The sequence below is a fragment of the Rheinheimera metallidurans genome, from assembly GCF_036983985.1.
Taxonomy (GTDB): domain Bacteria; phylum Pseudomonadota; class Gammaproteobacteria; order Enterobacterales; family Alteromonadaceae; genus Alishewanella; species Alishewanella metallidurans.
This window is the reverse complement of the sequence record NZ_JALAHQ010000001.1, coordinates 249,904-269,626: the sequence shown is the minus strand read 5'-3', so window position 1 is coordinate 269,626 and position 19,723 is coordinate 249,904. Positions and strand designations below refer to the sequence as shown.

The following is a 19,723-nucleotide window of genomic DNA, read 5'->3' as shown; positions in this document are numbered from 1 at the left end:
CGTTTTATACTGACACTCTATATTGCTGTATGTTACTGTTTGAAAAGTAAATAATGAGTTACCATACTGGTATATGTAGGAGCTTATAGCGTGCCAACCGTTCTGCCCTGGGTTTTATTACTCTTGTGTCTATTTAGCCCTAGAGCTTTAGCGTTTCATGCCGAAACAAACCAGCTACAAAGTGCGCCTACCGAGCGGCTAATTTTAAGCCAAGTGTATTTTCAAGCTACGCCAAGCAACTTCAATTTAGACGATTTACTCTCAGATCCAGAACATCACCATAACTTTAAACTAGTAAACGAAGCACCCCGTTTGCTATTTAGTGAGCGAGAGGCTATTTGGTTTTTTGCCCGCATAAAAAATACCAGTAACAGAGTTATCGAATCGATATTGGAATATAACTTTCCATTAGCTGACAAAATTGAAATTTATCAAGTAAATCGGCAAAACCAAGATATTCGCTTATTAAGCCGCTCTGGTACCGATTACCCCTATCGCGAACGTGCCATGCCATTTCGCAGTTTTGCTGTAGGCCTAAAACTGCCGGTAGCTGAAGAAATTGATATTTTTATTAAAATACAAGATGCGGCAATTATTCCCAACGTATTACAGTTATGGCCGCTCGAACAATTTACTGCAGCCAAACAACGCCAAGCAATGTTAGATGGTTTATTACAAGGCTTTTTATTATTACTGGCGTTATATAACCTCATTTTATTGGCGCAGCATAAAGCCAAACACTATGTCTATTTTGCTGGCTTTTTTATTAGTTTTGCCCTCACCATTGGCATTCTCAACGGCATGGCATTTGCCCTATTATGGCCTAACTACCCAGAAATAAATCAGGCGATTTTATATATAGTAGTAGGTGCTAACCTATTTTGTTTTAATATGTTTATTCGTTACGCCATGCGCGGCTTAACAAGTTTTTGGTGGCAACTAACTAATTATCTTAGCTGTTTTTTAGCATTATCATTGTTGTTTAGCCCGCTCTTTGCTGGCGGTCAAACTCGATTATATTTGTTATTTGCAGCGCTTGGTTGGGCGTTGTTCAGCAGTATCTTGCTGGCTCTGCGTTTAAGCATCAAAGGCCCAGCGCAAACACGCAGCTTTGTTTGGGCCTGTGTTTTTACCTTAATTAGTGCGTTGCTGTTAACACTAGGTCAAGCCGGCTACTTACATGCCAATTTTAATTGGTCGTATATTCCGATTTCATTAGTGTTGCTCAGCCTGGCACTCACTAGCTTTAATCTGCATCAATTACAAATTAGCCCGCTAATATCTAACATAACAGCAGCCGAGCATGCTCAATATCAAGCTGCTTTTCATCAAGCTGCTGAAGCCATGTTCAGCACCACCACAGCGGGTAAAGTGCTTAATGCCAACAGTGTATTACTAGATATGTTTGGCTACCCAAACATAGAGCAATTAAAACGCGCTACTGCCGGCACGAGTATAGCGACCACCTTAGAGCAGCAAATACTAGCGTTACATGCGCAGCCGCTGGGCACAATTAGCCGTTTTGACGCTCGCTGTTTACACGCTGATAATCACCAATTTTGGGCACGAATATCGTTGCGGGCTGGCGTAGTAAATGCCAGCACTAACGCGATTATTCACGGCTCAATTATTGATATTACTGAACAAAAATCAGCGGATGAAGAGCTAGTATATTTAGCTAACCATGACCATTTAACCACGCTGTATAACCGCTACTACTTTGAGCAACAACTAAATACATTGTGTAGCCAAGAGGGAGTAGGTAAAGGCTGCGTATTGTATATCGATGTAGATCAGTACCGCACCATTAGTAATAATTGCAACCGTGTTGCAGCTGATATGTTTTTGCAGCAGTTAAGTGACACCTTAAAACAAGTTACGCATCATAACGGCCCATTAGCGCGGCTAGACAGCGACGAATTTGCAATTTTGCTAACAGGTAAAAGTGCCAATGAAGCCTTTGCTTTAGCCTATAAGTTGCTGGATGTTGTGCGAGAGTTTAGCTTTACATGGCAGGATACTATTCATCATGTCAGTGCCTGTATCGGCATTACGGAGATTCAACCAGAAGATAACAGTGCAAAGATAATTTTAGAAAAGGCCTATATAGTCTGTAGCATCGCCAAAGAAAAAGGCGCAAATCGCATACAACTATTCGATAGCAATGATGCAGATGTGCAGCGCCATCAGGCTAAAAAATAGTGCCGTGTTCAATTGGCTATGACTAAGCAACTAATACGAATTATTTTGCATTTATTTTCATTTCCCTATTGCTGATAGTTTTATTCACTAGGTAAAATGTTCGCTCGACATCTCGTCGATCCTTAATAGGCAAACCTAAATTTACAGTTATTTCGTTAGAGGTCTTTATGCAACGATTGCGTGAGTTATCGCGTCGTGTTGAGGCTGTGTATGGCGAAATAGCGACAACATTTTCAGTCTACCAACAACAGCGCGGTTTAAGTTGCCGCACTGGCTGCGGTGAATGCTGCTTGCAACCGACGATAGAAGCGACGGTGCTTGAAATGTTGCCGCTGGCATTATACTTGTTTGATCAAGGTAAAGCGGAACAGACACTGACACAACTCGAAACCTTAACCGGCCCTCAAGGCTGCTTTTTTTATCAAAAATTGTCATTTGACGGCAAACAAGGGCAATGTAGCGTATATCAACAACGTCCAAGCATCTGCCGTTTATTTGGTGCGGCCGGTTATCGTGACAAAAACGGCAAAACCGCCCTCTCTACTTGTAAAATTATTAAACTAGACCAAGCCCATGCTTATCAAGAATCGTTGATTGCACTAGAGTCCGATCCGCCGCCGTTGATGATTATGGCTAAAGAGCAAGTCAATGAACTTGACTATGAACTTGGCAAACAGCACTTACCGATTAACCAAGCGCTGCAGCAGGCCATAGAAAAAGTACTGTTTAAAGCCTGGTTTAGTGGCGGCAGTGATGAGCAGCAAAGCGCATAATCTCTAGCGCAGCTAGTAGTAATTAACCTATGGAAGCACTATGCTAAAACAATAGATACGGTTTAGCTGTTAACTCGGCACTCTGGCAGGGCAATATAAAGTGACATTGGTAAATTATGACCGATTTAACGCTGTACTATTGATGTCAAAACAGCATCAGGCACAGTTGGTGCAAATGATTAATAGTATGCTCGCCGATACTGAGACGAATATAGCGCTAATACAGCAGTATGTGTTGCACAACAATACGAATGAGCTACAACACCTGCTACACAAACTACGCGGCGGTTATGCCACCTTAGGCGCAGAACAACTCGCTAACTTAAGTAAAACGTTAGAACTCACCATCGAAACTGGCAACAACGGTCAGCAACTAGCTATCAGTCCATTTATTCACGTATACCGACAAACTGGTGTGGCAATTCGCGCAGCATTAAGCCAGTTTCAAGCTAATGCCATAACGACTGACATATCTTTAGCACTCGCTGATATACAAACCACTTCCACTATCTCGCAATTATTCACATTATTACAGCAACAAGATATGCACGCTGTTGCATTATGGCATGCCAACCAAGCCGCATTAGCGCATCTATTAACGCCGTTAGCTGCCGTTAAGTTTAATCGCTTTATTTCAGAGCTAAATTTTGCAGAGGCGGCCACTCTGTTACAGCCCTTTGTCGCAACTGGGCCTAAGGCGAAAACCGATGACTGAGCGTAACTTCAGCTCCCGCGTTAGCAAGCTGTTGCTTTCGCTCTGGTTACCACTGTGTATTTTGCTACTCGGTTATAGTACCGCTAACCATTTCGTTTCACTAAAGCAAGCTGAGCAGCAGCAGCGCATAAAACAGGAAGTAATGCAGCGGTTAAACCTAATAGCCGACGGCGTGCGTAATAATATCGCGCTGTATGAGTATGGTTTACGCGGCGCGCGTGCGGCGGTCATGACAGTAACACCAGAACAGTTGAGTTATCAGCTGATTTTAAGCTACTCACAAAGCCGTGATTATAGCCATGAGTTTCCCGGTGCTCGTGGTTTTGGTATTATTCGTTATCTAAACCCTAATGAAAAAGCCATATTCTTAGCGAAAATGGCTAAAGAGCGCCCAGGTTTTAACTTTACTATTGAACAATTTCAACCACATAACGACAGCCTATTTGTTATTCAATATATTGAGCCAGAACAGCGTAATTTAGAAGCGATAGGTTTAGACATTGGTTCAGAACCTATGCGCCGCAAGGCAGCGCTCGATGCCGCACTTACCAATGAATCGCGGTTAACCTCGCCGGTTACCTTAGTGCAAGCCAACGAAAAAACCCAACAAGGTTTTCTTATTTTATTGCCAATTTATTACACATCAAGCATACCTACCGCGCCAGAAGCACGCTTAGCACAGTTATATGGCTTGAGCTATGCGCCCATTTTAATTGATGAGGTGCTAAGCACAGTAAGTGGTTTACAAAGCGACGTAACCTTAGCTATTGCCGATGTTACCGACACTACGCCCTTAACGTTTTTTCAGCGCGGCCAAGCGGCAGAGCACCTCATTGCACATCAACAACAACTCAACATGAACTTATTAGGCCGGCACTGGCAATTAACACTGACTCCGAGCCAAGTTTTTATAAATAAACTACAGCTCCCCTCTAAAGGCGTATTATTTCGCGAAATTTTAGGGGCTAGCTTAGTTATTGCTTTAATCGTATTTTTAGTTCAATTACTGATTATGCGTCGTACACAAAAAATGCGACATAAAGCCGAGCTTTCGCATATTACTGAAAACACGCTTAAGCAAGCTAATATCGAATTAGAACAGTTGGTTGATGCTCGTACTAACGAAATATCACGAGTAAATGCGCTGCAGCGTAGTATATTAAGCGGCGCGGGCTATGCCATTATAGCCACCGATACCAGTGGCTTTATTACCGCATTTAACCCAGCAGCAGAACGCTTACTGGGTTATCAAGCCAGCGAAGTGCTGCAAAAATGCACGCCGGCTATTTTTCATTTACCTGATGAGTTGCAACGTCATGCGGTTAAACTTAGGGCTGAGCTGGGTAAAGATATTCATGAAGACTTTGAAAGCCTTATTGCCAAAGCTCGGGAAGGCTGGGTAGAGTCAAAGCGCTGGACCTACGTTACTAAGCAAGGTGCTAGCGTGCAGGTAAAGCTAAATGTTAGTGCCCTAACCGACGAGTATAATCAACGTGTCGGTTATCTTGGTATTGCCTTTGACCTTACCGAGCAGTTACAACGTGAGTCAGAATTAGCCCAAGCCAAAGAACAAGCTGAAATTGCCAACCAAGCGAAATCTGACTTTCTAGCGAATATGAGCCATGAAATTCGTACACCGATGAATGCTATCTTAGGCTTGTTACAACTTACCGCGAATACGCAACTCGATAATCGTCAAGCAGATTACATTGCAAAAACGCAGCGTGCTGCCACGTCATTACTTACTTTGCTAAACGATATTCTCGATTTTTCTAAAGTTGAAGCCGGCAAACTTGAACTCGACCCGCATCCGTTTAGCCTGCCAAACTTGCTGCAAGATATTAGTATTTTATTATCCTCAGGCGCGCAAGAAAAAGAACTAGAGCTGCTCTACCATATTGCTGCAGACGTACCCCAGCAATTACTCGGTGATAGTTTACGCATTAAACAAATCCTACTTAATTTAGCCGGAAATGCCATTAAGTTTACCGAACATGGCGAAGTTATTATTTCAATTCGCGCTCAACGACTGCCACAAAACCAGCTTAAGTTACTCTTTAGTGTACGAGATACCGGCATTGGCATGAGCCCAGAGCAGCAAAAATCCATCTTTAGTGGCTTTCATCAAGCAGAGTCCTCTATTAGTCGACGCTACGGCGGAACAGGTTTGGGCCTAAGTATTAGTAAGCGCTTAATTAACCTAATGGATGGCACTATAGCTGTGCAAAGCGAGCTTGGCTTAGGCAGTGAATTTACTTTTGATCTCACCTTGCATCAGGCGGCTGAAGATAACCCAAGCCAAACCCATTTACTTAAGCATTTACCAGCCGATTTAAAAGTGCTGATTGTTGATGATAACGATAACGCGCGGCTAATTTTACAAGAAATGGCTGGCGCTTTTGGTTGGCAAGTCGATACCGCACAGAGCGCTGAGCAAGCGATAACGTTAGTTGAGCAAGCCAGTAAGCAGCAGCTGGGCTATGCGCTAATTTTTGTCGACTGGCAAATGCCAACGATGGATGGCTTGGCGTTTGCAGAGTATGTAAAACTTAACAACGCTAATAAGCCCGCACCAAAGGTCGTAATGATTAGTGCCTATGATAAAGAAATTTTAACCAAGCACACCGAGCGTACCGATCAGTTACTCGATGGCTTTTTAATTAAACCTATAACCCATGACATGATGCTTACTGCAGTCTATTCAGCAATACATGAAAACCCGATTACTGCACCAACAGCGCCCAAGCTTGATCACGATATTCCGCTTAGCAATATTACCCTATTACTAGTCGAGGACAACGCCACTAATCAACTGGTTGCCAGTGAACTACTGGCAACCCAAGGTGCAATAGTTGATATTGCCAGCAGTGGCGAACAAGCGCTTGCCATGTTAGCGCAGCAACCGACACGTTATGATGTTGTGCTAATGGACATTCAAATGCCAGAAATGGATGGCTATCAAACAACGCAGTATATTCGTCAGCAACCGCAGCTTGCTAATTTGCCCATTATTGCTATGACCGCCAATGCCCTGCCCAGTGACAAAGCTGCCTGTCTTGCTGCGGGTATGCAAGACCATATCGCCAAACCGTTTTCGCTAGATGAAGTCGTAACTAAAACCCTCAAACACTGCCAGCGTGCGGCAAGCTTTACCCTGCCTAGCCTAGCTAACGTTTTTAACCCGCAGGTTTTAAGCTTTTGCCAACAACAACATATCAGTTTACAACAAGCCTATGCGCGTTTGGGCTATTCAGCTGAGCTATATACTAAAGTACTACGCCAATTTAGTGCCGATTTACAGCACTGCACTGAACAATTACGCCAAGAAAACATCAGCGTAAAAACCGCAATGCTACTGTTTCATAGCCTTAACGGAGCAGCTAGCACAGTTGGTTTTACGGTTATAAGCCAACTCGCCGCGGCGCAAGAGCAGCGCCTGAAAGAAAACAACAACATCAGTACGCTTAATCTAGATACAACCTTAGCGAGCATTAGCGCTTATCAAGCCATTGCAATAACCCTACTTAAACTACTTGATGACGAAACCGCTTCCGAGAAAAACAACACGGCGAGCTTAGAAATGCTGTCTGATCGGGATATACAAGCACAGTTACAGCAGTTAATACATTATCTTAACTCTGCAAATATGGCGGCGCTGCCGTTATTTAGGCAGTTATCTCATACTCTGCAGGCTAGCTACCCCACATTAGTGCACAAGTTAAACCAAGAGATTTCAGCCTTGGCATTTGATGCCGCAGCTGCGATACTTAAACCACTGTTAAATGAAAAGTAATGTGCATTTATGTCTAATTTAGCACCATTAGACTTAACCGCTTTTTCTGATAAAGCGGTAATTTTAGTGGTTGATGATCAGCCAATTAATATTCAAATTATCTACCAAATATTGGGTGACGATTATAAAGTTTTAATGGCGACCTCAGGCGAGCAAGCTATTAAAGTTTGCTTAGACAGCATGCCAGATTTAATCTTGATGGATGTCGTTATGCCCATACAAGATGGCTTAGAAACCTGCCGCTTAATGAAAGCTCAAGATACCATTGCCGACATTCCGGTAATTTTTGTTACTGCGGGGCAACAACAACAGGACGAAGATGCCTGTTGGCAAGCCGGTGCGGTCGATTTTTTACAAAAGCCGGTTAATGCTAATACCTTACGAAACCGAGTTAAAGCCCACTTAACATTAAAAAAGCAAGCCGATTTACTGCGTTCACTGGCGTTTATGGATGGTTTAACCGGCGTGTATAATCGTCGTTATTTTGACCAGTTTTTAAATAAACAGCTGGCGGTCTGCAAACGGCAAAGCTCGCCTTTAGCACTACTATTAATTGATATTGATCATTTTAAACTTTACAACGACCACTTAGGCCATCTAGCTGGCGACGATGCGCTGCGCCGAGTCGCTCAGGCCATGAGCAGCTGTTGTTTACGCCCTAATGATTTAGTGGCTCGGTATGGTGGCGAAGAGTTTGTTGTGGTGCTACCCGACACCGACAGTCAAGGTGCTGTCGTTCTTGCACAAAAAATACTAACAACTATTAACGAATTAAAAATTCCACACCCAGCAACTCCCCTGCGTTTGGTTAGTATCAGCATAGGTATTGCCATGGCAACACCGCATAACGGTTATAGTGTTGAAATAACCGCTCGCGCCGATCAACAAATGTATATCACCAAGAAAAATGGCCGTAATGGCTTTAGCATAGAACACAACATTAGCTAAATCGCGCGTTTAACAGAAAAAAACCACGTTTTATCGCAATTATTACCTGCTATGCCTTGCATAAATAAGCAAGCGCCAGCATAGTTAATTGACGTTAGTTTACTAAATAAAGGTTATCGTTGTTGCGCTGGCTAAGTAGTTTTGCCTTATTACTGTATTTAAGCTTACTGTGTACACCACAGGCTTTTGCCGTACATGACGCGCGCTTATCGCCATTAGCCGATACCCAATTTCACGCCCTTACAGCTCAAACTCAGCAGTGCTTTGTTGAATGTGACGTCAACAATACTGACGACCCACAACCGGCATTGCCAGAGTCTACTGAGCTAACGTTAGCCTCTGTTCAGTATTTTATTATTGAAACCTTAACGGCTAGTAACGCGAATGCGTATCTAACAACACCTCAGGCTCGTGCTCCACCTGGTTTATCCTCCACCGCTGTTTAATCCTAAATAGATAATTTATTTAAATTAATTTGCTAATTCGCCGACTAAACCTTAATGGTCGGTTTGTGAGGATACAATGAAAACCTTAGCCTTATATAATGTTGAAGCTATTGATCACTTAGTACAACCGTCTGATTTTAATGACAAGACCTTAAATTCACCAGCAATGTCAGTAGTAACAGATTTTAAACACAGCCTACCGAACATGATTAACGCCAGGAGTACTGCTCGTGATGCCTTAGATATCATGCAGCAAGAACAAACTAAGCTAAAGTTAGTGGTAGATAACGACGGTCAGCTGGTTGGTTTGCTACATTTAGACCAGCTGTCAGATCAAGCAATCATGCGTCGCATGGCCTTTGGTGAAAGCCGTGACGATATTTTAGTCGCCGATTTAATGCGCCCACGAGAGAAGATTAAAGCGCTTGCGTACCAGCAATTAAAGCAATGTAGCATTGCTGATGTGGTGAACACACTGCAGTCTAGTGGCGAGTTACACTGCGTAGTTATTGACCGCGAAAGCCACCAAATACGTGGCATTATTAGCGCGCAAGATATTGCCCGTCGTTTGGGCTTAAATTTACGTATTCAGCAAACGCCTACCTTTTTAAATATTTTTGATAGTTTAAGCGCTTAACAAACCAAGCCTACCCGACTGATATACAGTTCAGTCGGGTAACTCAACCGCCATTCCCGTCGCCCAATCGGGCTATGCCGCTTAAAATCTACACTCTGCCGCTAACAGGTTTGTACTTAATTACAGATCAGGATAGTTTTAAGCCAAGACTATTTTAATTTGTACTATTTGGGGAGCCTATGCCTACTTTTACTCAATGTGCACTCGCCGTTGCTGCTAGTTTAGTGTTTAGCAGCGCTGCGTTATACGCACAAACACCAACATCCAATAACGCCAGTAGCAGTGCCAGCAGCCAATATTTTGAGGCTGAAGATATTTTCGATTTAGAATATGCCGCCGATGTACAAATATCGCCCGATGGCAGCAAAATAGTTTATGTGCGTGCTAGCAATGACATTATGACCGACAGCACCCACACTGCACTGTGGCTACTTGATGTTAAAACCGGTAAGCAGTTACCTCTTTTTGCCGATAAATTTAACTACAGCCAGCCGCGTTGGTCTGCTGATAGTAAACAACTGGCATTTATTTCAGATGCTAGCGGTAAAAGACAAATTCATCTGCATTGGTTAGCCGAAAACAAAACTGCGCAGTTATCCACCCTACAAGCCAGCCCAGGCAACCTCACGTGGTCACCCGACGGCAAACAATTAGCCTTTACCATGAACGTGGCGGCAAAAGAAGCCGCAGTTAAGCAAACCGTTAAGAAGGTAGCTAAACCTAAGGGCGCAAGCTGGTCAGAATCAGCCATTGTTATTGATCGCGTGCGTTATCAGGCAGATGGTCAGGGTTTTTTAAAACCAGAATTTCGGCAAATTTTTGTCTTACCTAGCGCTGGTGGCACTGAGCGCCAGCTAACTAAAGGCGATTTTAATTACGGTAGCGATCTTAGCTTTACACCCGATAGTAGCGCCTTAGTATTTTCAGCTAACTTAAGCCCTGAATGGGAATTTCAGCCGCGCGATAGCAATTTATATCGTTTAGATTTAGCGACAGAACAACTTACCGCACTCACCGAAATGGCAGGCGATGAGTCCTCGCCGGTATTTTCTGCTGACGGTAAACAGCTGGCGTTCTTATGGCAAAGTAACGATTTAGTGCCTTATACCAACAGCAAGTTAAAAATACTGTCGTTAAAAAACAACGAAATTAGCGATGTAGCAGCAAACTTAGACCTAAGCATAGAAAGCCCAAATTGGCAGAGCAATTCTAGCTTTATCGTACAATACGACCAGCGCGGCATGCGTAAGTTAGGCACACTTACCACTAACGGCAAGCTAACAGAGCTTACTGCAAATTTAAGCGGCGTGTCGCAGCCTCAGCCGTATTTAAGTGGCCAATATAGCGTATCGGCTAACGGTGTTATTGCCTATACCCACGGTACTAGCCAGCGTCCAAGCGAAGTGGCCGTTTTACAAAAAGGTAAAGCCACGGTACTTACCGCACTTAATGAAGACTTATTAGCGCATAAAAAGCTCGCGCAAACCCATGAGGTTATTTATAAATCGTCGTTTGATGGCGAAGAAATGCAAGGCTGGTATATGACGCCGCCCGACTTTGACCCAACAAAAAAATATCCATTAATACTGGAAATTCATGGCGGGCCACATCTAGCCTATGGTCCGCACTGGAGCGCAGAAATGCAGCGTTATGCCAAAGAAGGTTACGTAGTATTTTTCGATAACCACCGCGGTAGCTCATCTTATGGTGAACGTTTTGCCATGTTGTTACACAACAAATATAGCTCGCCAGAAGATTACGCCGATCATGATAGCGGTGTAAACGCGATGATTAAGTTAGGCTTTGTTGATGAAAATAATCTGTTTATTGGTGGTGGTTCAGCCGGCGGTATTGCTACTGCCTATGCTATTGGCTTAACCAACCGCTATAAAGCCGCAGCCGTTGTCAAACCGATAATTAACTGGTTAAGCAAGGTGCTTACTGGCGACTCTTACACCTACCAAACCTTCCACCAATTTCCAGGCGTGCCTTGGGAAAACGTTGAACATTACTGGCAGCGTTCACCGTTAAGTTTAGTTGGCAATGTGCAAACACCAACAATTTTAATTACCGGTGAAAGTGACCGTCGTACGCCAATCTCGGAATCAGAACAGTTTTATCAAGCGCTAAAATTACGCCGCATTGATACTACTATGGTACGGGTGCCGGGTTCGCCTCACGGCATATCTAACCGACCAAGCCGCATGATTGAAAAAGTAGAATACATGCTTGCTTGGTTTGAAAAGTACCGCACGCCATCGAACTAGCGCGTAAAATAGCGTTGTAAAATAGCCAGCGTATCGTGAATATAAGCGATACGCTGCTTTACTGTTGCATCCTGTGGTCGAATACCAATTTTAGCGCCCAGTATCAGTAACTGCTCAGGATCAGTGCAAGCCGCTAAACAATCGTGCATTGTCTGTTCTGTCATCCACGAGACTGGTGAACCGTGTTGAATCAACGCACTGCTTTTAGGCGGTTGATGGCTATCACGCCATGCGCCATACTCACTGTCTTGATCTGACACACCAGAAAACATTACACCCGCTAACACGCCAGCCGCCAGCGCTTCCTGAATATGTGCCACCGCACCATTAGTTTCACGCGCTTCAAATACCGAACGACCCCAGTTAATTACCATGCCAAGTGGCGCAGCAGTATATTGATTTACTTCGCAAAGTACCGCTATTTCATCGGCTAACGACAAAAAACCTTTTGACGGTACATGGCTATCAACATAAGCATCGCAATGCTCAATAACAATGCGCGCGCCCTGCCAATCCCAGCTGGCCAGCGTATTTAACGATTTAACTAACGCTGCGGTTGATGACGACGCACGGTGGCGTGCCGGTGCAGTATGAATTTGAATCGCCGTAACCGCTTGCCTACCTACGTGCTGATTCAACTTAGCAACCGCTGCGCAAGCTTGCTGCATAAACTGCAGAGCTGCCGCACGACCTGCCTCGTCATTTGACGCCAAACCAAACTGTGGGTTAGCTGCCAACGCATTCATAGTTCCGGGAATACAGGTAAATACGTAATTCCAAGCCGGCGCTATATTTGCCAAAAACCACGCATCGTCATATTGATGCAAACTGCCATAAAATGGATGCTCTAAGCCTTTTAATCTATCCAGTTTTTTTAGTTCGGTGTAGTACGCCGTTTCTAGTGCGGCATTCCAAGTACTGTGATTTGGTGACGCCGCATAAGCGCCAAGATAATATTTCACTATAAATAGCCTTCTAGTCGTCGGGGCTAAGGGTGGTAAACACTAAATGCTTACGCATATCTTTTAAAATGACGCCACGCTTTAGCATTAAACCGCTAAAACGTTTTTGCCACAGCGCTAACTGCGGCTGCGCCGCATCAAGTGCCGCCTGTTCAGCAAATTGCACCCGTGCTAATAAGCTAATTGGAAAGGCTTCATAATCAAAACTAAACCAACACTGCACCACGCCCGCTAATTCTGTTAACGCTTGTTGCTCTAACGCAGTTACTGCACTCATTACATATTGCTGCTGCTTTTTTTGTACTATAGAAAGTTTTTTCATATCTATTCACTTAGTAATTAACACTAACAATACTGCCCTGCTACCCAGCCGCTGGCCCAGGCCCATTGGAAGTTATATCCCCCTAGCCAGCCGGTAACGTCTACTACTTCGCCGATAAAGAATAGGTTATCGTGCTGTTTAGCGGCCATGGTTTTTGACGATAAATCGTTGGTGTTTACGCCGCCTAAGGTGACTTCTGCGGTTCGATAACCCTCAGTGCCGTTGGGTTTGAAAATATAACTGTGTAGGCTATTAGCAATGTTTTGTATGGTTTTATTGTGTAAAGCTTTTAGTGGCTGGTTGGTAACAAGCTGCATGTCTAACAGTTTTTCAACTAAGCGCTTTGGTAGTAATTTGCTTAAAGCGGTTTTTAATTCTTGCTCTGGGTGGCTTTGCTGTTGGTTGGTTAAAAATTCGTTTATGTCAGTTTCTGGTGACAGGTTTACTGTTATATCGTCACCCGGTTGCCAATAGCTAGAAATTTGTAATATGGCAGGCCCACTTAAACCGCGATGTGTAAAGAGCATATCTTCAGGAAATAGAGTGCCATTTGCTTCGACAGTTACCGGTAATGATACGCCGCTAATTTCTTCAAATACGGCTTTGTCTGCCGGCTGCCACGTTACTGGCACTAATGCCGCACGAAGCGGTAGTACGTTAAGACCAAACTGCTCGGCAAGTTGAAAACCAAAGGCTGTAGCGCCTAAATTGGGCAAGCTTAAGCCACCACTAGCGACCACTAAACTGTGACAGGCTCGGCTAACGTCTGGTGTATCGACAATAAAACCCGCCTCCGTTTTGCTCACTTGCTGGATCTGTTGTTGCAGTGCAATTTGTACACCCGCCGTTTTGGCTTCAGTTAGCAGCATATCAACAATATCTTTAGCGCTATTATCGCAAAATAGCTGACCTAAGGTTTTTTCGTGGTAAGCAATATTGTGCTTTTGCACTAGGGCGATAAAATCCCATTGGCTATAACGGCTTAACGCCGATTTACAAAAATGCTTATTGTGCGATAGGAAGTTCTCAGGGCTGGAATACATATTGGTAAAATTACAGCGACCACCACCGGACATAATAATTTTACGGCCAACGCGTTTGCCGTTATCCAGTATTAATACTTTACGGCCTCGTTTGCCGGCTTCTATTGCGCACATTAAACCGGCAGCGCCAGCACCAATTACAATAACATCCCACTGCTGTATCACGGCTATATACCTGCCCATTCGCTAAAGGCGGCTATTGTCGGTGACTATGTTGCCAGATGCAATTAGCGCGAGTGCTAAGACAGAAAAATCTCACGCCTGCCAACACCGCCCTAAGCAACCTATAGGTTTAGTAAACGATTTAATTGTGCCTGTGCTAGGGGTTCATTTTGTTCGGCTGCAAGTTGGTAAAAATCTCGGGCTTTAACTAAATCTTTCTTTACCCCTCGGCCATACTCGTACATCCACGCCAAATTATATTGTGCATTTGCATGGCCCTGCTCGGCGGCTAGACGAAAGAGTTCTACGGCTTTTTCATCACTCGCTTTTACTTGCCGGCCATTTTTGTAAAATAGGCCAAGTGCGGTTAATGCCCTTGGCACTTGCTCTGATAACGACTGCTGATATAACTCAAAGGCTTTACGCTCATCTAAGTTAACGCCATAGCCTTTTTCGTACATATAACCGAGGTTGGCCACCGCACGTAAATGATTTTGTGCTGCGGATTTTTGATACCAATGTACCGCTTGATTATCGTCTTGGCGCACGCCGCGGCCGGTTTCGTAGCGCAAGCCCAAATTAAACTGCGCATCGGCATCGCCTTGCTGCGCAACCTTAGTGTACCAATACAAGGCTTTTTCATCATTTTGCGCAACACCACGGCCTGCGCCATACATATACCCTAGGTTGTACTGCGCAAATAACACGCCTTGCTCTGCCGCAAGCTGATACCACTTTACCGCCGCAGTATCATTTTTTGCAGTACCATTGCCTTCGGCATAACGTATTGCCGTTAAGTATTGCGCCTGAGCATGCCCTTGCTCGGCCGCTTTAAGAAACCAATTAAATACCTCAACGTCATCAATGTTTTGCTCCGTTGCTTGGCTAAGCATGGCAGCTAAACGAAACTGTGCGTCAACATTACCGGCGGTAGCTGCATGCCGAAACAATGGCATCGCACGACTCGCATCCGCCTTTACACCTAAGCCCTCATCAAAATGCACGGCCAGCTGATAACACGCTTGGCTATCCTTTTGTGCACAAGCGCTTTCAAGAAAGCCAAGTGCTTTAGCATAGTTATTACGCACACCTCGGCCTAGTGAATAACTAATGCCGACTTCGCGCTGAGCTTCAACAATGCCTTTAGCCGCCGCTAAGTTAAATAAGTCAAAAGCGCGAGATTCATTTTTACTCACGCCAATACCCTGCAAATAGTATTGCGCTAACTGATACATAGCTCGACTATGCGCTTGCTCAACAGCTCGTTGATACCAACCTATCGCTTTATTGATATCCGCATTCGTACCTCTGCCTGTGCGGTATCGCTCTGCAACAAGATATTGCGCGTCAACATCGCCCTGTACGGCGGCGCGCTCATACCATAATAAAGCACTCACATCATCTTGGGTTACGCCGCGCCCGTTGGCATACATAAACCCAAGGTTATACTGCGCTAACCTATATTGTTGCTCTGCGGCTTTGCGATACCAATATACGGCTAAGGCGTCATCTTGCGCGACACCGTTGCCATTGGCGTTAGCGAGGGCAAGCTGATACTGCGCTTGTGCAGAACCTTGTTCTGCGGCGGCAGTAAACCATCGCACGGCTTTTGCGTCACTCTTGCTCAAACCATCACCGTTGGCATACATAGCGGCTAAATTTAACTGCGCATCAAGTACGCCAGACAGAGCCAACGGATACCAATGGCTGTAAGCTGCCGCATAGTTTTTTTGCTGAAACAAGCGCATACCATTAGCAAAATTGGCTTCGCTAAGTGCTAACACAGGTAAATCGGCCACGTCGTCGCTGTCAGCGGTTAGCGCGGTAATGTCTGGCTGTTTTATCGAATTTTTATCGCTGGTTGCGGTTTTCGATGCCGCCTTTTCCAACCAGTACGCCGCTTGCAGTGCATCTTGCTCAACACCCTGCCCCAGCGAATATAACTTGGCTAACTCAAACTGAGCCGTAGTGTTGCCTTGTTCTGCCAAAGCAAGCCATAGTTGCGCTGCCTTAGCGTGATCGCCTTGCTCATAAGCCGCTTTAGCTGCGGCAATGTCTTGCGATTCTGCCACTAACATAAAGCTGGTTAGCATCAAGCCTATTATTATTTTATTTAGCCGCATCGATGTTACCCTCCATTTCACCTTGTTATATCAAACAAATGCGCCAGCACCAAGCCGGAACGAGAGATAAAAAGTGAATGTCGGGTGAATAAATTAGAAAATTACCGAGTTTAATTGGCCTTATTTGTAAACTGTGCATTATAACCGGCAACTAACCAGCGCCATTGTGCTATATCCCAGTTAAATGCAGGCTGTAAACTACGTTCTTTTAACAAAGAGCGTTGTAAGCGAGCTAGGTTTTGTTGACACCATCCGCCCTGCGGTCTTATCTCGCACTTATCAAAATCAATCAGCCAAAACTGGCCTGTGTTATCTAATAAAATATTGTGGCAATTAAGATCAGAATGGTGCACACCATATTGATGAAACCTCGCGATCAATACCCCTAGGTCATGCCATTCCGCTTTGTTTAATGCTCGTGTTACTAATAGCTGCGCAAGCTCTGTTGATGAGCTAATGCGCTCAATCAAAATGTCAGCACGGTAACCAAAGCGATCTGCTTGGTATAACGCCGCACAGGGGCGAGGCACGGGTAACTGCCATAAGCGCATCTGTTGCAATAAGCGAAACTCAACCATAGCGCGGCTCTTTAACACTGGGCTAGGCCAAAATGTGTCCTTATTTATTTTACCGACTAAACCGCCGCGATAATAATGGCGCAATACCGCCTGTTTATTATCTTGCTGCACAAACCACACGGTATTTCGCCCGGTTGACTGCCCCGTTACTAAACCTCGACGTTGCCAAAATTCAGGTTGAAAGTACGCTAGCTCAAATTCAGGGTAAAAATCGGGGTCAAACCACGCCACATTCGCGCCCTGACACCAGGTTTTAATACCAGCCATAGGTAATAATATCGCAACCTTGGCCATAACTTGCGCCACGGCCCCTTGTTGCTGTTGGTATAATGCAAACGCTTTATGCCCAGTGCGTACGGCCAGATCAGGCTGCGTAATAAGCTGCTGCACCCGCGACACAATGGAGGCGGTATCTGATACCGAAAAATAGGCATCTTGCTTTTGTAGTAGTTGAAATACCTGTTGAAAATTAAATATATAGGGGCCAGACAACACTGTTTTAGCAAACGCCATTGCTTCTAATGGGTTATGGCCACCCCGTGCAATTAAACTGCCGCCAATAAACACAAAATCTGCAAGCTGATACCATGTTAATAGCTCGCCCATACTATCAATCAGCCATACCTCAGTGCCACTACTGGGTGCTTGGCCGCTACTGCGTTGTACGTAAGCTATTTTTTGTTGTTGCAACAACTCAGCAACGGCCGTAAATCGCTCTGGATGCCGTGGCGCTAGCACTAATAGTAGTTCTGGGTGGTCTATTTTTAATTGTTGATACGCTTGTAGTAATATTTCATCTTCGCCGGCATGCGTGCTGCCAGCAACCCAAACTCGCCGCCCTTGTATTAAAGGTTTAATCCGTTGCGCCAGCGCAATGCTGGTTTCGGGGATCGATAATTCGTATTTTATATTGCCCGCAACCTGTACTTGCTTAGCACCTAAAGCTTGAAACCGGCGCGCACTCGCACGATCTTGGGCTAGAATTTGGCTAATGTCCGCCAGCATGGCTTTAGTAAAGCAGCTGAAACGCCGATATCCCTTGGCTGAACGCGCCGATAGCCGAGCATTAATCACTAAAGTAGGTATCGTAAAAGCTTTGCAATTGGCCAATAAATTGGGCCATAACTCAGTTTCTAAAATAATAAACAGTTGTGGCTGCATAAACTTAAGCCAACGACGCACAAGGATCGGATAGTCAAACGGCAGATAACAGTGCTGAATTGTTGGCTGTTCAGCTTGTAGCTGCAAAATAGCAGCAGACGCAGTAGGCGTAGTACAGGTTAACGTTAAAGGCAGTTGTGGGTATTGTTGTAGCAATTGTTTAATAATCGGTTTTGCCGCATTAAACTCCCCCACCGACACCGCGTGCAGCACTATGCCGTTTTTTGCCCGGTTTGATGGCAACTTAACAGCAAAACGCTCAGCAAAGCGCTGACGATACGCAGGATCTTTAACTGAGCGCCACAACAAGTAAGCAATAACCAGCGGCCAGCACAACAATAAAATCAAAGAGTAAAACAGCCGGTTTATCATCAGTACCTTGAACATTAAAATAAAAGACGCCGCTATTATCACAGAATAGCTTGTTACACTGCAATTTGTTAAACTTGTCACACCCAAATCGCTTGTTGTTTATAATGGCCAACGCATTGAAAATTCTGTTTATACCCGTATCTTCCGCTCAAGGCACGGGCGAATACATGCGCTCACTTATTATCGCCCAAGCCATAAAGCAGCATTGGCCTGCAGCAGAAATCAGCTTTATTTTAAGTAAAGATGCGCCCTATGCTACCAGTTGCCCATTTCCATATTTCTTATTAAACAACAGCCCAACTAAAGAAGTTACGGCGGTTAATCAACTGGTAACGCAAATACGCCCCGATGTTACAGTATTTGATTGCTCGGGCCGCGCATCACAAGTGCGTCATGCCAAAACCTGTGGTAGTAAAGTTGTGTTTATTAGTCAACATAAGAAAAAGCGTAAGCGTGGCTTTTCATTCAGTCGTTTGCCGTATTTAGATGCGCACTGGATCACCCAGTTTAAATTTGTTGATGGCGATTTCACTTGGCTAGAAAAACTTAAATTAGCCCTATGCAAGGCAAAGCAACCGCAGTTTATTGGCCCAGTATTTAGCCAGCCAGCTGCTAATCTACCCGCAGAGTTTGCCAATTTAACTGGCAAAGAATTTGTACTTTGGGCCGCAGGTGGGGGTGGCCACACCTACAAAGGTGTGCCAGCTACTGAAGTATTTTACCAAGCGGCTAAACTACTTAAGCAACCACAACTGCAACATATAGTAGTAACCGGCGCTAACTACCAAGGCACGTTGGCGGAAACGGGGCAAATTCAACTGGTAAAAAGCATTCCCAACGCCGAGTTAATGACCTTAGTGCAGCACGCTAAACTTATTGTTAGTGGTGGCGGTGATATTATGGGACAAGCCATTGCATTGCAGAAAAATATCGTAGCAATTCCGGTAGCAAAAGATCAGCCAACGCGTATTGCTAAATGCCTAGAGCAAGGATTGATCTATACCAGCGCATTAGCACAAGCAGAAATAGCGAATCAAGCTAAACTAGCACTGGCGCAGCCGTTACAACAAAAGCTCAATATTATTCCGGGCTTAACCTATGTACTCGATTATTTTAAAGCAATTTTTGAACCGTCACAGTCATAATCAGCGAACTCTCCCGTTACACTAGCTTTTGGGATAAGCTGTAAAAAGTACTTCTGCAACAGTAAAGATCCGTT

At 44.5% G+C, this 19,723-nt stretch carries 14 protein-coding genes; 9 read left to right on the top strand and 5 right to left on the bottom strand.

Going from position 1 to position 19,723, the window contains the following annotated elements; genetic code table 11:
- Positions 1 to 90 precede the first annotated feature (90 nt).
- The 8 genes from MN199_RS01290 to MN199_RS01255 all read left to right on the top strand — a co-directional run bounded on the left by MN199_RS01290 (position 91) and on the right by MN199_RS01255 (position 11,781).
- Positions 91 to 2,202, top strand: a complete 2,112-nt coding sequence (locus MN199_RS01290) for a sensor domain-containing diguanylate cyclase (protein ID WP_335738173.1) — start codon at positions 91 to 93, stop codon at positions 2,200 to 2,202.
- Positions 2,203 to 2,369: 167 nt separating this feature from the next.
- Positions 2,370 to 2,975 (top strand): YkgJ family cysteine cluster protein, encoded by a 606-nt coding sequence (locus MN199_RS01285; protein WP_335738172.1) that lies wholly within the window; start codon positions 2,370 to 2,372, stop codon positions 2,973 to 2,975.
- Positions 2,976 to 3,117: 142 nt separating this feature from the next.
- A complete protein-coding gene (locus tag MN199_RS01280; protein WP_132581554.1) occupies positions 3,118 to 3,690 on the top strand; it encodes an Hpt domain-containing protein in 573 nt (190 codons plus the stop codon).
- Positions 3,683 to 7,483 (top strand): response regulator, encoded by a 3,801-nt coding sequence (locus MN199_RS01275; protein WP_335738171.1) that lies wholly within the window; start codon positions 3,683 to 3,685, stop codon positions 7,481 to 7,483. The genes MN199_RS01280 and MN199_RS01275 overlap by 8 nt, the downstream gene beginning before the upstream one ends.
- Before the next feature lie 9 nt (positions 7,484 to 7,492).
- Entirely contained in the window at positions 7,493 to 8,431 is a 939-nt protein-coding gene (locus tag MN199_RS01270) for a GGDEF domain-containing response regulator (RefSeq protein WP_335738170.1), read from the top strand.
- A gap of 119 nt (positions 8,432 to 8,550) precedes the next feature.
- On the top strand, positions 8,551 to 8,877 hold the full coding sequence (locus MN199_RS01265; protein WP_335738169.1) for a hypothetical protein: 327 nt from the start codon (positions 8,551 to 8,553) through the stop codon (positions 8,875 to 8,877).
- A 76-nt stretch (positions 8,878 to 8,953) separates the two neighbouring features.
- Positions 8,954 to 9,514 carry a CBS domain-containing protein gene (locus tag MN199_RS01260; RefSeq protein WP_335738168.1) on the top strand — a complete coding sequence of 187 codons (561 nt, stop codon included), beginning with the start codon at positions 8,954 to 8,956 and terminating at the stop codon, positions 9,512 to 9,514.
- Positions 9,515 to 9,693: 179 nt separating this feature from the next.
- Positions 9,694 to 11,781: a S9 family peptidase gene (locus MN199_RS01255; protein ID WP_335738167.1), complete on the top strand. Its 2,088-nt coding sequence runs from the start codon at positions 9,694 to 9,696 to the stop codon at positions 11,779 to 11,781.
- Here the strand turns inward: MN199_RS01255 and MN199_RS01250 are convergent.
- The 5 genes from MN199_RS01250 to waaA form a co-directional block, all read right to left on the bottom strand.
- Positions 11,778 to 12,743, bottom strand: a complete 966-nt coding sequence (locus tag MN199_RS01250; protein WP_335738166.1) for a DUF4862 family protein — start codon at positions 12,741 to 12,743, stop codon at positions 11,778 to 11,780. The two genes, MN199_RS01255 and MN199_RS01250, sit on opposite strands and share 4 nt — an antisense overlap.
- A 13-nt stretch (positions 12,744 to 12,756) precedes the next feature.
- On the bottom strand, positions 12,757 to 13,065 hold the full coding sequence (locus tag MN199_RS01245) for a hypothetical protein (protein ID WP_132581541.1): 309 nt from the start codon (positions 13,063 to 13,065) through the stop codon (positions 12,757 to 12,759).
- Positions 13,066 to 13,088: 23 nt separating this feature from the next.
- Complete coding sequence (locus tag MN199_RS01240) at positions 13,089 to 14,270, bottom strand: BaiN/RdsA family NAD(P)/FAD-dependent oxidoreductase (RefSeq protein ID WP_335738673.1); 1,182 nt, start codon at positions 14,268 to 14,270, stop codon at positions 13,089 to 13,091.
- 122 nt (positions 14,271 to 14,392) lie between these two features.
- The gene (locus MN199_RS01235) at positions 14,393 to 16,393 is read right to left on the bottom strand and encodes an SEL1-like repeat protein (protein ID WP_335738165.1); all 2,001 of its coding nucleotides are present in this window, start codon (positions 16,391 to 16,393) and stop codon (positions 14,393 to 14,395) included.
- A 110-nt stretch (positions 16,394 to 16,503) separates the two neighbouring features.
- Complete coding sequence (waaA, locus tag MN199_RS01230) at positions 16,504 to 18,519, bottom strand: lipid IV(A) 3-deoxy-D-manno-octulosonic acid transferase (RefSeq protein WP_243695543.1); 2,016 nt, start codon at positions 18,517 to 18,519, stop codon at positions 16,504 to 16,506.
- 152 nt (positions 18,520 to 18,671) lie between these two features.
- Between waaA and MN199_RS01225 the strand changes: the two genes are divergently transcribed.
- Positions 18,672 to 19,649, top strand: a complete 978-nt coding sequence (locus MN199_RS01225; RefSeq protein WP_335738164.1) for a hypothetical protein — start codon at positions 18,672 to 18,674, stop codon at positions 19,647 to 19,649.
- The last annotated feature ends 74 nt before the right edge of the window (positions 19,650 to 19,723 follow it).